Origin of the sequence: Promicromonospora sp. Populi, from assembly GCF_041081105.1 — a bacterium.
GTDB lineage: Bacteria > Actinomycetota > Actinomycetes > Actinomycetales > Cellulomonadaceae > Promicromonospora.
This window is the reverse complement of sequence record NZ_CP163528.1, coordinates 1-12855: the sequence shown is the minus strand read 5'-3', so window position 1 is coordinate 12855 and position 12855 is coordinate 1. Positions and strand designations below refer to the sequence as shown.

The 12855-nt window shown below is 66.4% G+C and carries 14 protein-coding genes, 2 tRNA genes and 1 pseudogene; 11 read left to right on the top strand and 6 right to left on the bottom strand.

Annotated elements, in window-relative coordinates:
- Positions 1-45: 45 nt before the first annotated feature.
- Together AB1046_RS00085 and AB1046_RS00080 are read right to left on the bottom strand one after the other, a co-directional pair.
- On the bottom strand, positions 46-231 hold the full coding sequence (locus AB1046_RS00085) for a DUF2750 domain-containing protein (protein WP_369371747.1): 186 nt from the start codon (positions 229-231) through the stop codon (positions 46-48).
- 12 nt (positions 232-243) lie between these two features.
- On the bottom strand, positions 244-1284 hold the full coding sequence (locus AB1046_RS00080; RefSeq protein WP_369371746.1) for a hypothetical protein: 1041 nt from the start codon (positions 1282-1284) through the stop codon (positions 244-246).
- Positions 1285-1375: 91 nt separating this feature from the next.
- Here AB1046_RS00080 and AB1046_RS00075 point away from each other — a divergent pair, with 91 nt between their 5' ends.
- The gene (locus AB1046_RS00075) at positions 1376-2098 is read left to right on the top strand and encodes a hypothetical protein (RefSeq protein WP_369371745.1); all 723 of its coding nucleotides are present in this window, start codon (positions 1376-1378) and stop codon (positions 2096-2098) included.
- Between the two features lie 220 nt (positions 2099-2318).
- Here AB1046_RS00075 and AB1046_RS00070 read toward each other — a convergent pair.
- Positions 2319-2395: transfer RNA gene (locus tag AB1046_RS00070), tRNA-Pro, on the bottom strand.
- Between the two features lie 232 nt (positions 2396-2627).
- Between AB1046_RS00070 and AB1046_RS00065 the strand changes: the two genes are divergently transcribed.
- The 3 genes from AB1046_RS00065 (at position 2628) to AB1046_RS00055 (ending at position 4766) form a co-directional block, all read left to right on the top strand.
- Positions 2628-2698, top strand: a tRNA-Gly gene (locus AB1046_RS00065).
- A 191-nt stretch (positions 2699-2889) separates the two neighbouring features.
- Complete coding sequence (gene xerC, locus AB1046_RS00060; protein ID WP_369371744.1) at positions 2890-4284, top strand: tyrosine recombinase XerC; 1395 nt, start codon at positions 2890-2892, stop codon at positions 4282-4284.
- Positions 4281-4766 carry a helix-turn-helix domain-containing protein gene (locus tag AB1046_RS00055; RefSeq protein ID WP_369371743.1) on the top strand — a complete coding sequence of 162 codons (486 nt, stop codon included), beginning with the start codon at positions 4281-4283 and terminating at the stop codon, positions 4764-4766. The genes xerC and AB1046_RS00055 overlap by 4 nt, the downstream gene beginning before the upstream one ends.
- Before the next feature lie 868 nt (positions 4767-5634).
- Here AB1046_RS00055 and AB1046_RS00050 read toward each other — a convergent pair.
- On the bottom strand, positions 5635-6168 hold the full coding sequence (locus AB1046_RS00050) for a DUF6000 family protein (protein WP_369371742.1): 534 nt from the start codon (positions 6166-6168) through the stop codon (positions 5635-5637).
- Positions 6169-6392: 224 nt separating this feature from the next.
- On the opposite strand from AB1046_RS00050, the gene cutA reads away from it, so the two are divergent.
- The gene (cutA, locus tag AB1046_RS00045; RefSeq protein ID WP_369371741.1) at positions 6393-6734 is read left to right on the top strand and encodes a divalent-cation tolerance protein CutA; all 342 of its coding nucleotides are present in this window, start codon (positions 6393-6395) and stop codon (positions 6732-6734) included.
- 48 nt (positions 6735-6782) lie between these two features.
- On the opposite strand, the gene AB1046_RS00040 is transcribed toward cutA, so the two are convergent.
- The gene (locus tag AB1046_RS00040; protein WP_369371740.1) at positions 6783-7505 is read right to left on the bottom strand and encodes a GntR family transcriptional regulator; all 723 of its coding nucleotides are present in this window, start codon (positions 7503-7505) and stop codon (positions 6783-6785) included.
- 27 nt (positions 7506-7532) lie between these two features.
- Positions 7533-8066 (bottom strand): GntR family transcriptional regulator, encoded by a 534-nt coding sequence (locus AB1046_RS00035; RefSeq protein WP_369371739.1) that lies wholly within the window; start codon positions 8064-8066, stop codon positions 7533-7535.
- 281 nt (positions 8067-8347) lie between these two features.
- On the opposite strand from AB1046_RS00035, the gene AB1046_RS00030 reads away from it, so the two are divergent.
- The 6 genes and pseudogenes from AB1046_RS00030 to AB1046_RS00005 all read left to right on the top strand — a co-directional run.
- A complete protein-coding gene (locus AB1046_RS00030) occupies positions 8348-8617 on the top strand; it encodes a hypothetical protein (protein WP_369371738.1) in 270 nt (89 codons plus the stop codon).
- The gene (locus tag AB1046_RS00025) at positions 8614-9735 is read left to right on the top strand and encodes an HAD family hydrolase (protein WP_369371737.1); all 1122 of its coding nucleotides are present in this window, start codon (positions 8614-8616) and stop codon (positions 9733-9735) included. Before AB1046_RS00030 ends, AB1046_RS00025 begins: the two co-directional genes overlap by 4 nt.
- A gap of 430 nt (positions 9736-10165) precedes the next feature.
- Positions 10166-11128, top strand: a complete 963-nt coding sequence (locus AB1046_RS00020; RefSeq protein WP_369371736.1) for a hypothetical protein — start codon at positions 10166-10168, stop codon at positions 11126-11128.
- 400 nt (positions 11129-11528) lie between these two features.
- Positions 11529-11837, top strand: a complete 309-nt coding sequence (locus tag AB1046_RS00015) for a hypothetical protein (protein ID WP_369371735.1) — start codon at positions 11529-11531, stop codon at positions 11835-11837.
- A 120-nt stretch (positions 11838-11957) separates the two neighbouring features.
- Positions 11958-12206, top strand: coding sequence for an HAD family hydrolase (locus tag AB1046_RS00010; RefSeq protein ID WP_369371734.1), 249 nt, complete (start codon positions 11958-11960; stop codon positions 12204-12206).
- Positions 12207-12398: 192 nt separating this feature from the next.
- Positions 12399-12803: pseudogene (locus tag AB1046_RS00005) on the top strand (DUF262 domain-containing protein); the annotation flags it as partial.
- Between the last annotated feature and the right edge of the window lie 52 nt (positions 12804-12855).

Sequence of the window (12855 nt, the reverse complement as noted above, 5' to 3'; positions counted from 1 at the left end):
TACGTGGCCCAGTCATGCTCCTGGCTCGGAGGCCCCTCGATCGTCTTACTCCGGCGAGGTGTCGCGTACTCGTTCCGCACGACTACAGAGAGACCAGAAGGGCATGGCCCGCTCACCGTCAGAGTTCGCAGGCGCGGGGATCCCGTCGGCGTCGCGAACCGTCCAGAGCACTCCGTCGCGGATGGCTTCGGTGAAGAACCGAGCGCTGTTCGCGGCACTTGGTGTCGTCATGGGCTGCGCGGGCTAATCCCAACGACGGATGAGGGCGTCGCCGAAGGCGACCATAAGATCGAACGACGTCAGAGCGTGGTGGCCGAGTGGCAGCGGAAACAACTTTGCCCCGACATTGAAACCCCTCGTACTCCAACCGGCTCTCTCGAGCTCATCGAGAAGCAGCCGACTCGAGTCCATGCTCGATACCCGGCTGTCGCGCATACGCCAGAGTCCCAGGTCGCCTGGCTCGGCTCCCGCTGCCACCGTCGCGCGCAGTGTCCCAACGATTCCGGATCGAAGGCCCCAGGCCATCGCGAAGGCAGCTCGTCCCTGTAGCCGCCAGCTCTTCAGCTCGCGATCAATGCTCGCGTTCTCCGGCGATGATCGCTCGAACGACGTGATCACCGGCCATCCACGCATCGCGTTCAGATCGACGTACTGCATCCTCAGGGATTCCTCGCCGCGGCGGAGATGCCATCCGTGTCGCGCCAATTCCAGTGCGGCAAGCCCGTTGGGATTGACCGCTTCGACGAGATCGACTGACAACACGGGCGAATCTATGGCCGGCAGCATCGACATCGAGAACTGCGCCCCGAGCGACTCACCGACGAGGCGAACCGCTGCGGGCGTGTAGCCGAGTACTTCCTTGACCGCGTTCCACTGCATGGCCGCGAGGGGGGTGAAGTCGCCACGATGCAGGGATCGGATCATGTGTGGATCCAACGCCGCGGGTCTAGTGGCGCGAGGATCCACGAAGTCCATGGTGATCCCCGGAGACTCGACGGTGACCACGCGCCGTTGGAGGACCGCAGCGAGCAACTGCAGGCGATGCAGCAGTAGGCGATCTATACGATAGTCGTGCGAAGCTGGCATAATGACGATGTCGTCGTGCCGGTTCGAGACAGGTTCGATGATCGCGACGTTCATTCCGTCCGGTGTCCCCGATGCCCATCGCCGAACAGTGAAGTTCGCTGCATGCATCAGTTCTTCACGTCGGCCTTCGACTACATCGCCTTCGAAATCGACATCCTCGAGACGGCCTGGCGGCCTGTCCCCGATCAGCCCTGACATTTGCCCATTGTGACGCGACTCCGCTTCGAGGCCCCGGGCTATGTTCCAGGGGTTCACCTGCCAATGTGAATACCCTAATCGGGAGGACACGATGATCCTGCCCTTCCGCAGCACACGCCGCCCTGGGCGGAGGCCTCGCCACCTCGTGCATGGCCGCGCCAACGCTCTCAGGGCATCGGACCGGGCAGCCGCTGACGATCGAGCCATCGCCTTCTGGCAAGCAGAGGTGCACCAGTTCGAGTTCCGCGCAGGTGAGCAGGGAGCGCTCGCTCAGAGTGCGATGGCCGTCGCCGCCGCCCTGACGACAGCAGCAGTCACCGCCTTTGCGGCAGGGGATCTAGGAGTTGGCAATGAGGCGATGGACGGGCTCAACCGCTGGATCCAGTTCACGCCCCTCTTGCTTCCCGTGACCATCCTGCTGCTCCTGTCCAGCGCACTGCGGCTGTTAGGAGAGGCCGACCTGCTACGTGAGTGTGTCCGGCACGCAGAGACGGAACTGGAGAAGCTGACGAGTCGCACACCCGATCTGGGCAGCTATCGAAAGTGGACGGTGCTAGGTCTGAGGTACGACAAGCCCGTCACGTTTTCGCTGATTTTCGTACCCACGGCAGCGATCGTGAGCCTTGTCGGCGTCTTCGGCGCCACGACGCTTGTGGGAATTTCAGTCGGGTCGATCCGGGGTTGGATACCCACGCTCGTTGCGCTCTTCTTCGCGATCATGCTGTGGGTTTTTGCGCGGGCGAACGCAGCGAATGCCAGCGCCCTGCGCGTGGCACTTGCGGAGGCACGAGGCGAGCGCGTCCCAGAGAGCTGACCAAGGGACTCGGGGTCACAGTCGTCGGCGTAGTGGAACAGCTCGGTGTCCTTGCCGAGTGAGTCGTAGGTGGCAGGTGACCAGCCTCTACTCGCGCGGTCCCATGACGACGCGCTGGGCCTCGCGGCGGCGACCCTGCCGGCCTACCAGGGGCGAACCTGAACCAGGTCCTGGTGGGGAGTACGGTGGGGAGCGAACTACTCCCCCACCGTGTTTCCGCTGGTCGGGCTGACTGGATTCGAACCAGCGACCCTCTGCTCCCAAAGCAGATGCGCTACCAAGCTGCGCCACAGCCCGTCGTCCGCGGACATCGTGCTTCCGCGTGACCCGCGCGTACACCCGTGCGCGCGTGGGACAGATCTTAACGGATCCGCGCGCGCCGGTCCGGCTCATTCCAGGGCATGGTGCGCCAGGTCGTTCACCACGCCCGACACCCGGGACCGTCTTCCGGGCCGCGGCCGCCTTGAGTGGTGAACGCCCAAGGTTTGCTAAGGTGTGGTCCGCACCCGTGCCTTAGGGCACGGGCCGCGCGGGCGTAGCTCAATGGTAGAGCTCTAGTCTTCCAAACTAATTACGCGGGTTCGATTCCCGTCGCCCGCTCAGAGTGCGGAAGCCCAGGTCAGAGAGTGTTTCTGACCTGGGCTTCGTGCATTCTGGAGGGCTGGAAGCGGCGCTGGCTGGCCCTAAATGGCCCTAAGTCGCTCGCGGCAGGGCCAGGAGCCGGAGTCACAATGTCCGCTTCACCCGATCCGCAGGGCGCTCTCTCTGGGAGCGCGCGCACACCTCGAAGCATGACCAAGCGTCCCCGCCGCAGCATCCGCCGCGCCTACGGCAACATCCGGCAGCGCGGCCCGAACCGCTGGCAGGCCAGGTACACCGGACCCGACGGTGTGCGCCGTCCGATCGGAACGTTCGAGTCCGAGAAGGCGGCGAACGCCGCCCTGGCCCGCGTGCTCAGTGACGTCTACCAGGGCACCTACCGCGAGCCCGAGACGGGCGACGTGCCGCTGCGCGAGTACGCGCAGCGGTGGCTCGCCACCCGCGACCTCAAGCCTTCCACCCTCGACGGCTACGAGCGACTGCTGCAGCGCTGGATCCTCACGCCGCTGCCGAGCCCGGGAGGTGCGCGAACGCTCGACCTCGGCGCGCTCCCCCTACGTTCGCTGTCGCACACCATGGTGAGCGAGTGGTACGCGGCGCTGCTGGTGGCCACGGCGGCGTCTGCTGCCGAGTGGCTGGCCCGTGGTGGCAGGCCGAGCGACGCCGCGCATGTGCGGGCGTGGGCACGTTCGACTGGCCTGCCGGTGGGCGACTCCGGGCGGATGCCGGCGGCGGTGTGGCAGGCGTGGCGGTCCGCTGGGGAGCCGCGTTCGGCGTCGGTCGAGTCGCGGCATGCCGGGACGGTGACCGGCCGCACCCAGGCCGCGCACACCTACGCGCTACTGCGGACGATCTGCGGTGACGCCGTGCGCGACCGGCTCATCGAGGCGAACCCGTGCAGCATCCGCGGCGCCGGCCAGACCCGGCCCGCGGAACGCGTGGTCCCCGGCGACTCCGTCGTCGACGCGATCGCTGCGGCCTTCGACGGGCCGTCGGAGCGGTACCGCGCAGCCGTGATCGTCGCGGCGCACTCTGGGCTCCGCGCGGGCGAGCTGTTCGCACTCGAACGCCAGCACGTCGAGCGAACGCCGCAAGGCGGCGTACGGCTCAACGTGCGGCAGACGCTCGTGGACGTGCCGGGCAAGCCCGTCGCGTTCGGCCCGCCCAAGTCGGACGCCGGACGCCGCAAGGTGCACCTGCCGCCCGAAGCAGCCCGAGCTCTCCTGGCGCATCTGGACCGCTACACCGGGCCCGGCCCGCGGGCGCTGGTATTCGCGACAGCCGCCGGGCGGCCGGTACGTGGTGGGAACCGGTCGTCGATGTTCTCTCGCGCCAAGAGGCGAGCTGGGGCGCCTCTTGAGCTCCGCTGGCACGACCTGCGACACCTCGCAGCGACCCGCGCCGCGGAAGCCGGGGCCACGCTGGCCGAGCTGCAGCGGCGGATCGGGCACTCGACGGTCGCCGCAGCAATGGTCTACCAGCACGCGACTGACGACGGTGACGAGCGGCTGGCGGCACGGATGGCCGAGATCCAGGCCGCGAGGCGAGCGTCGAATGTCGTGGATTTCCCTGGGCTGGGCGGGTGACCCAGCCCGCCGCTGCCCGGCGCTTTCTGCATGGCCGGGCGGCGGCGGGTACTTGGGGATTCACACACACCTACCTGTCGATGACCGCGATCGGACAGGAGTCAGAGATGGATGCCGAGGATGTGCTGCCGTTTGCTATTGACGATCCCCTGCTCACAGCGGCCGAGGCCGCCGAGGTGCTGGGCGTGTCTCGCTGGTGGTTCGGCGAGCTGGTGCGCCGGGGCCGCGTCGGACCGTGCGCTCGGATCGGTGGCCGGCTGCGGATGCGGCTGTCGGTGCTGGACCGGTACCGGGCCGAGCAAGCGGGCGACCCTGAGGACCCGTACCTGACGTACGAAAAGATCGGGGTCTATCTCGGTGTCTCGTCGTGGACGGCCGGGGAGCTGGTACGGCGAGGGCTGCTACCCGGAACTCGGATCGGCCGACGGGTCGTGGTGCGACGGTCTGCGGTAGAGGTCTATATCGAGGCCTGCACGGGGTAGATCGAGCGCTGGGCGCCGGGGCGTTCGCCCAGGTCGTACGGTCCCGCCAATTCGGCGGGACCGTATTTGTCCCGTTTCTTTCTCGGGATCGGTGACGTGGATCCCTTCCGCAACTCGAATCGGGCGGCGGGCCGTCCTGGTGCGATAACCGGTGATCGACGCCCGAGCTCAGTGATTTCGATGGGGCCTTAGGGCCGTCTGCCCAGGTCATATGGTCCTGCCAATTTGGCAGAACCATTGTTGTCCGGCTTGTTCTCCAGAGCCGGAACGGGCCAGCGGCGCGTCGGCGGTTCGGTAGAACCCCAGGTCACTCGGTGGTGCCAAATTGGCACCACCGCAACTGTCCGGATTAGCCCTGAGGCTGGTGACCGCCCAGCTGTGACCGCGCGGCATGTCGGAGCGAACCCCCAGGTCGCACGGTGGTGGCAATTTGCCACCACCGCACATGTCCGAGTTAGCCCGCATACATCTGCACCTGCCTGCCCCATGCTCACGATTGTGCACGCCACCTATACCCGTCGAGGTACCAGATGACGTCCCCCATGCAGCCTTTCCAGGCGCGTTCCGGGTGGGGGACACGGCGGCGAAGAGGGCGAACGCATGTCCCCCAACACGTGGACATTGCTCGCCACCGAATCGTGGAAACCGGAGCCCGCTCGTGCGTGGCATAGCCCCACGGTTGGACCAGCGGGCTCCACCCGCCGACCTCTACCTGGCGGCCTGGGCGCACGTACACATCCATGCGTCGAGAATGACTAACGAGCGCACGCTTTGCGCACACCAAGACGTCCGCACACCAGGGTGTGCGGGCGCATCCGTGCAGGTCAGATGCGCACACCACTTCGGCGCACAGCGGTCCCCCCGGCGGTTACATTCGTCTTCGAGCTCGGCGGGCACGGAACGTCTTCTGAAGATCCTGCGCGGTGGCGAGTAGTTCTTCGAATGCCTCGACAGCCCACGTTGCGGGAGCCACAGGTGGTGTGCCTCCCAAGTGGGCGATCGCGGCAGCCACGATCTCAAACGATTGGTCCCGACGAGGCTGATCGATGATCCGCTCGAGGTAGGCCTTCATCGCTCCCAGTGCATCAGGCCCGGCGAGCATCGCGCTGACGGCCGCAAGTGGAAGCGCTGAGTCATCGCGGTGTGATTCGGCCATGCCGGCGACGACGGTTTCGCGGACCTCCTCCGCTGGGACTGCCAGGGCGAACCACGCACCCATAGCCATCCGCCGCCAGTCCCCTGTGTCCAGCAGCCACCGCACCTCCGTCGCAGTGATCTTGCCGCTCGCGCGCACAAGGCCCCGTTCGACGTCGGGCAGATAGGCAAGCGCGCTGGCACCGCTCATCCTCAGATAGAACGGAACGACGAACCGCCTGTCGATCCGCCCTGGCCCGCGCTTCACACGCCAGCCCAGGAGCGATCCTCGGCCGGGACCTGCCCGAACTCACGAACGCCCCGACCCAGACGCCGAGCCTCCGACGTGCGGTCCAGAAGCAGTTCGATCGCACCCACCGTCCCCTCGCCGTGTCGCCAGCGCGAGTCTGACACCGCGCCAGTACCCGGGCGACAATAGCGGGCACCCGCGCCTCGATCCCACGCTTGCCCGACGCCGGTACGCTCGCTGCCATGGCGAACATTCCGGGCGACGTGCCGTTCGTGCAGGTTGCGACGACGTTTGATGCTGTGGAGGAGGCTGAGTCTCTCGCCTCGTCGGCTGTCGAAGCTCGCCTCGCGGCGTGCGCGCAGGCCGAGGGCCCGGTCACGAGCGTGTATCGCTGGGACGGCGCGGTGCAGAAGGACAAGGAATGGCGCGTCACGTTCAAGACGACCGCTGCCCTCGCGGACCGGCTCACCGAGTACATCGTGCGTGAGCACTCCTACGATGTCCCGGAGGTCCTGGTGACGCCCGTGATCGGCGGACACCAGAAGTACCTGGAGTGGGTGCAGAACGAGACACAGCAGGAGTGATCATGCGCGTGCTCGACCCGGGCCACCTGCATGCCTTGGTCACGGGATTCAGTCCGAGTCTGGTATGAGGCGCCTGAACTGGAGCTCGTACAGGTGCGCTCCCTTGACGAGTACCGATGCCTCGACTGGCCGGTCATCGTCGGAGAGCACGACTCGGAGCTGGCGGATCACCGGGGCGCGTACGGGTAGGTCGAGCATCTCGACCTCTTCTCGTGTTGGAGGCCTTGCTGAGACGCGATCGACGAAGGCACGGGGAGGCAGACCAAGGCCCGTGAAGACCTTGGGCGCTCCGCCCACGATCTTGCCCGGCGCGGACAGCGGTGTGCCCTCGGCGAGGCTTGCCGGGTAGTACGAGGCGGAGAGTTCAAGCGGCTGCCCATCGTGGAGCAGGATCCTGCGGCGCCGCACCGTCTGTTCTCCGTCAGCGAGTCCCAGGGCGATGGCGACGTCGGCGGGCGGGTCGACGGTCTCGACGTCGAGCAGCTCGTAGGAGAACGAGCCGTCCGGTGGGAGGTAGGCGCCGGTGTCAATGACCAGTGGCGGCTGGTTGCGGACGTAGACGCCCTTGCCGACGCGGCTGTTGAGGAACCCTTCGTCCTTCAGGGACTTCAGCGCGCGCTGGATGGTGGCGTTCGCCGCGTCGAACCGCGCCATGAGCTGGGCGGTCGACGGAAGCTGAGCCCCGGGTGCCAGATCGCCGCTGAGGATCTGCTCGCGCAGCTCGGCGGCGACCTGCTCGTGGCGAGGCCGCTGATCAGTTCCGCGGGGCATGTCCTGCTCCCGCACATGTCCGGTGGGTCACGGGGTGATCTCGTAGCGCAGTCTGCGGGCGTCGGCCGGTGAGAGCATCACGCTGGCCTCCACGGGTTGGTCGTTGTCGGAAAGGATCACTCGGGAGAGCTCGACTATCGCGGCCGGAAGGTCCAGTCCGAACTCCTCGGCTTCCGCTGGGGTTGCGATGCGTGCGGTGACGTCCTCGACGACGCGTCGAGGCGGGTGGCCCAGAGTTACCAGGTGGGCAACGGCGCCGCCGGGGATCTTGCTCGTCTCCGCAAGGCGAGTGTCTCGGGCGATCGAGGCCGGGTAGTACGAGTCAACGAGCTCCACCGGGCGGTCGTCCAGGAGCATCACACGGGAGCGCAGCACTACCTCCTCACCGGGCTGAAGCCCCAAAGCGCGGGCGACGAACTCGGGAGCGGGCCGCGTGTCCACGGCCACCAGCCGCTGCGTGCCCTTGCCGCCATGGGCCTTGGCCTCTGCAGCCCAGGCATCCCCGGGCTCGCCGGTCACGTACGGCAGAGACACGCTTGTCCACTGCCCGTCGCTGCTCATCCTCGATCGCTCCTCTGCTCCGTTTCACACCTGCTCCGGCCTGCGCAAAGAGCCGACGCGCGCACTCACTCTACGTCGCAAGCACGTAGCGCCTCTGCCTCTAGTTCCGGACCCATTCCTTGGCACCTTACTGAAAACGCAGTAAGGTTTTGGAAGTTGCTCGGCGCGGAATCGACTGCCGAGCCAGGGAGCCGAGGGCGCGCGACCCGTCGCCCCTGTATCGGACAGAGGAGAACGCGATGAGAGTTCGACCGAGCCCCGATGACGGGGTGCTCACTGCCATGGATCAACTCATCTTCGCCATGGCCGCCGCCACGGACGCTCTGCGGACTGTGGGTCCGGACCAGATCGAGATCGTGACGCTCACCCGTGGCCGGATCTGCCTACAGCCCACGGACATCGACCGCGGAGAGCAGATCGCGCGAGCCCTGGGGTGCGAGTCCCCGTTGGACCACCGCATGTTCGTTCCCGGTCACACACTGTGGACTGGTGAGCGCGACGGTCTGGAGGTCCAGGTGCGTTCAGCGCTGCGGCAGGTCGTGGCCCCATGAGTGCCGTGACCGCCACATCCGCTCGGGTGCTCGTTGCCCTGGATATCGACGGCACGCTGATAGACAGCGATCGGCGGATTCCATCCGGGACGGTCGAGACGCTGGACCTGGTTCGTGCGGCCGGCCACGAGATTGTGCTCGCCACGGGCAGATCCTTGGCGGGGTTGCTGCCGATCGCTACCCGGCTGGGTCTCTCCACCGGGTGGGCGGTGTGCTCCAACGGTGCTCTGACCGTTCACCTGAACCCGTCCGCGCCGTCTGGCTACGACATCGTCGAGGCCCGAATGTTCGATCCCGCGCCAGTCATCCGGCGCGCCTTGGACGTGGCGCCGAGCGTGCGAGTGGCGCTCGAGGAGATCGGGTGGGGCTGGCGCACCAGCAGCCCATTCGAATCAGGTGAACTCAACGGGCAGCAGAAGACTGTTCTGCTGGCCGATCTGATGGCAGAGTCCGCGACCCGAATCGCGCTCAGCGCCCCTGATCTCCGCCGCTATACCGACGCCCTGCGCGCCACGGGGGTCACAGTGGCCCCGCAACGGGCGGACTGGCTCGACATCACCGCAGCGGGCGTTAACAAGGCCGCAGCGCTCGACGTCGTCCGAACCCACCTGGGCATCCCTGCGGATCGAACGGTGGCAGTCGGCGACGGCGTCAACGACCTCGACATGCTGACCTGGGCAGAACGCTCGGTCGCGATGGGACACGCGCCAGCGATCGTGCGCAGCGCCGCCGACGAAACCACCGGCACCATCAATCAGGCCGGTGCCCTGCCTGTCCTGGCCTCACTTGTACCTACTGTGGACGGTTCACTCTCCCCGCTGGCCGCGCAGATCGCCACCGCCGAGCGGACCGCTCCCGGACCGGTCGTGCTGCGGGTATGGCACGGCGTCGGACCGGACCTGGCCCGATGTGAAGCGTGGACCCTCCAGGACGGCCGCTGGGTCAGGCACGCACCGATCCCGTCCGGCGTGGGCATCACGATGCGCGCGATCGAGACCGCCGCACTAGAGGCAGGCCTGCCCTACCCACGCGGCGACGAGGGCCGCCGCCGCGCGCAATGGCGCAGCGTCACCGGACACGGCCCAGCTGGATTCGAACTACCCCTGAGCGGCCTGTAGCCAGTCCGCACTGATCTTGCGGCTGGGTGGAGCCCCAGACCCCCGTAGCACTACCCAGCCGCAAGCCCGCCCCTGGCGGGCATGTCTAGCACCACCCCGTACAACGAGGAGGAAGCACATGACCACCACCACCGCACGCGAATTGCAAGAACGCCGCTCGCTCGTCGAGCCGGGCCTTTTTAATCGACTCGGTCACAGGTTCAAGTTCTGTACGGGGCACCGGAGGCCAGGAATCCCGCCGATTCCAGGCCTCTCTCTTTCCGTTACACGGTGCCGACCCAGCAGAAACCCAGCGCTATCTACCACTATGGTGACCGCCTCCGCCGCACACTCCATCCCAGAGGGGACACGAGCGCTCGAAACACCATGCTCCGGCCACAACGACCATTACCGGCAAGCGAGACCGAGCCGCGGACGGTAGTTTCTGACCATGTTGACCCCGGACTGGATCGATGCCTTCGGCGCCGCGGTGACCTTGGCTGTGCGCGAGGTGTCTGCTACGTCGCTGCAGACCGAGGCGACAGCGGAGGCCCTTAACCCGACAGTGACGGACTGGATCAACGCTGTAAGCGGTGCGCTGACCTTCCTCGCGGCTGTCGCGGCTGGTCTTTTCGCGTGGCGCGCCGCGCACTGGACCAAAGAGCAGGCGAAGGCGGCCGATGATCAGGTGACGGTCGCTCACGCCGCCCTCGCGCTCGCCCAACAGGAGGCCCAGGACGCAAGAGACGAGGCAGCGCACCAGCGGTCCGAGGCGCGTCGGGCTACGCTAAGGCTGGAGGAGGCACGGATCGACGCGACCATGCCGACCATCACAGTACTGACGTCTGAACCTCTGTGGCCGCCCGTGGAGCCCTCAATCGTTGGGGGTGACGCGAACCCGCTGCCGGTTGGCACCGCCAGTCCCGTGCTGCACATGCCGCGTGACGCCGACCGGAGAATAGCTGTTCGGATGCCCGTGACGATCCGCAACGACAGCCAGCAGCACGTTGCCATCATGCCAGGCGGATTCCTCGATTCGAATTCGCTGACACTGGGCAATCGTCCCACCGAGATCCCGCCTGGACAGAGCGTGTTCGGCCAGGTCGAAGCGAACCGATCGCTCGGGGAGTGGGCCGAGATCTACCATGCTCGCATCGACGGCGACCCTGGAGCCGAGCATGTAGCCACGATCGTCTACCTCGGACAGGGAGACACTTCTGCCAACGACACATGGACGATCATGCTCGGCGGCACGCCGGTCGAACCCGTGCCCAAGTTGGACGGTGTTTGGCGCATCATCGAGGAAGTGCACCGCGGCGATGGTGGCATCGCGGCGATGGGCGGCGGGGCGCGCCCCAGAGAGCGCATCTACTTCCTGTCCAAGTCTCGCAACGAGAGGTTGGACGACATCTAGGGCGTACTTCTGAACTCGCGGGGTGTTGTTGCCGGTCACCGGCGGAGGAACAGCGAGGCCCGGAATCCGCAGATTCCGGGCCTCGAGTCTTCCGATCCGGAGGAACCCAGCGCTATCCCTCGCCGAACCGCTCCAGGATTGCGCGGTGATCCGGACCCAAGTCCGGCGTCGCAACGTAGTGCTTTGCGGTTACCGCTGACCGTGAATGTCCGAGCTGGGCGGCCGCCGCTTCGATGTCCGCGCCGCTCTCCACAGCGGTCCCTACGCTCTTGCGGAACGGGTGCAGGATGATCCAGGACCATTCCGTGTGCCGCTCGCGGAACTTACGCCACCGCCTGTCGACCGCCGTCACCTCGCGCAACCCGCTGCGCACCGAGAGCACCGCAACCGAGGTGACTCCGTGACTGATGCCGCACAGCTCCTCAAGGAATCAGCCGCGGTCCTCCTCGACTTTGACGGCGCAATCACTCCCCTGGTGCCCGCGCCGGCCAACATGCACGCGGCCGACTCTGCCAGGCGGGCGCTTGAGCAGAACGACATCACACTGCCTGGTGAAATCGCCACGACCTCGGACCACCTCGCCGTCATCCGCTGGGCTGGAACGTATGCACCGGACGCTCTCCGCGACGTCAGTGACGCTTGCGCCCTCGCAGAGATGGACTCAGCCAAGACCTGCGTGCCGACCGCGGGCGCACACGCGCCTCTCTGATCTCCACGCCACTGGAATTCCGGTGGTCATCATCAGCAACAACGAGGCATTCGCGATCCGCATCTACCTCGACCGCCACCACCGCACCCGAACGTGCGTGATGTCATTGGTTGCCCCTTTATGCGGCCAGACCGCATGAAGCCCCACCCACACGCCGTTGAGCGCGCACTCGAAATCACGGGAAGCGCTCCAGGAAGCTCCGTCCTCATCGGGGACGCCGTGTCCGACATCGAGATAGCGAAAGCCACAGGCCTCCGATCCATCGGATATGCCAAGACACGACAGCGCGGGGTGGAACTACGCGAGGCGGACGCAGACGCAGTCGTTGACGGCATCGGCAGGCTCATCATCGGTGACCACCTGGCCTGAGCAAGCCCTTGAACGAGGAAGTTCCACGAGATCGCGGCGGTCCGACCCTGCAGAGTGGGGCCGCTGCTGTCATGCCTGCTGAGATGGTGCGCCGCTCGCCAACGGTGGCGGCGGCACTCCGTAGGTTGCACTCGTGACCAGGCGTGCGATCTCCCTCGTTGTCGCCAGCCTCGCGTGAACGCGCCTCGAGCGATGGCGGCGCGGCCCACTCTGGGTGGCCTGCCGCCGCGATCGCGGCTGTCGTTTGCAGCAACCCTTCCGGTGCATCTGAAAACCAACCGACCGGGCGATATTCGGAACCCACGGTTTCTCCAGATGGCATGCAGGGCTAGTGTGCACCTCATGGCCGCGAAGCATGCTTTGACGAACTACACGAGCTTCGATCTCCTGGCGTGGTACGAGCAAGGAGAGTTGGAACTTAGCCCTAAATTCCAAAGGCGACCAGTGTGGAGTCCGGCCGCTCGCTCCTACTTTATCGACTCGCTCCTGCGCGGATATCCCGTGCCACCGGTACACATCAGGCTTCTCGGTCAAGCGGTTAGGACCGGCCGTCGGGAGATCATTGACGGGCAGCAGAGGCTACGAGCGGTCTTCGATTTCGTTAGCGGAAAATTTCCTATCTCACGGTCTCTAGAATCCCCTTGGGCGG

What these genes read in the sequence shown, in the direction of transcription:
- AB1046_RS00085 (WP_369371747.1), bottom strand. Translation starts at nt 231, where the DNA reads ATGACGACACCAAGTGCCGCGAACAGCGCTCGGTTCTTCACCGAAGCC.
- AB1046_RS00080 (WP_369371746.1), bottom strand. Translation starts at nt 1,284, where the DNA reads ATGTCAGGGCTGATCGGGGACAGGCCGCCAGGCCGTCTCGAGGATGTC.
- AB1046_RS00075 (WP_369371745.1), top strand. Translation starts at nt 1,376, where the DNA reads ATGATCCTGCCCTTCCGCAGCACACGCCGCCCTGGGCGGAGGCCTCGC.
- xerC (WP_369371744.1), top strand. Translation starts at nt 2,890, where the DNA reads ATGACCAAGCGTCCCCGCCGCAGCATCCGCCGCGCCTACGGCAACATC.
- cutA (WP_369371741.1), top strand. Translation starts at nt 6,393, where the DNA reads ATGGCGAACATTCCGGGCGACGTGCCGTTCGTGCAGGTTGCGACGACG.
- AB1046_RS00040 (WP_369371740.1), bottom strand. Translation starts at nt 7,505, where the DNA reads ATGCCCCGCGGAACTGATCAGCGGCCTCGCCACGAGCAGGTCGCCGCC.
- AB1046_RS00035 (WP_369371739.1), bottom strand. Translation starts at nt 8,066, where the DNA reads ATGAGCAGCGACGGGCAGTGGACAAGCGTGTCTCTGCCGTACGTGACC.
- AB1046_RS00030 (WP_369371738.1), top strand. Translation starts at nt 8,348, where the DNA reads ATGGATCAACTCATCTTCGCCATGGCCGCCGCCACGGACGCTCTGCGG.
- AB1046_RS00025 (WP_369371737.1), top strand. Translation starts at nt 8,614, where the DNA reads ATGAGTGCCGTGACCGCCACATCCGCTCGGGTGCTCGTTGCCCTGGAT.
- AB1046_RS00020 (WP_369371736.1), top strand. Translation starts at nt 10,166, where the DNA reads ATGTTGACCCCGGACTGGATCGATGCCTTCGGCGCCGCGGTGACCTTG.
- AB1046_RS00010 (WP_369371734.1), top strand. Translation starts at nt 11,958, where the DNA reads ATGCGGCCAGACCGCATGAAGCCCCACCCACACGCCGTTGAGCGCGCA.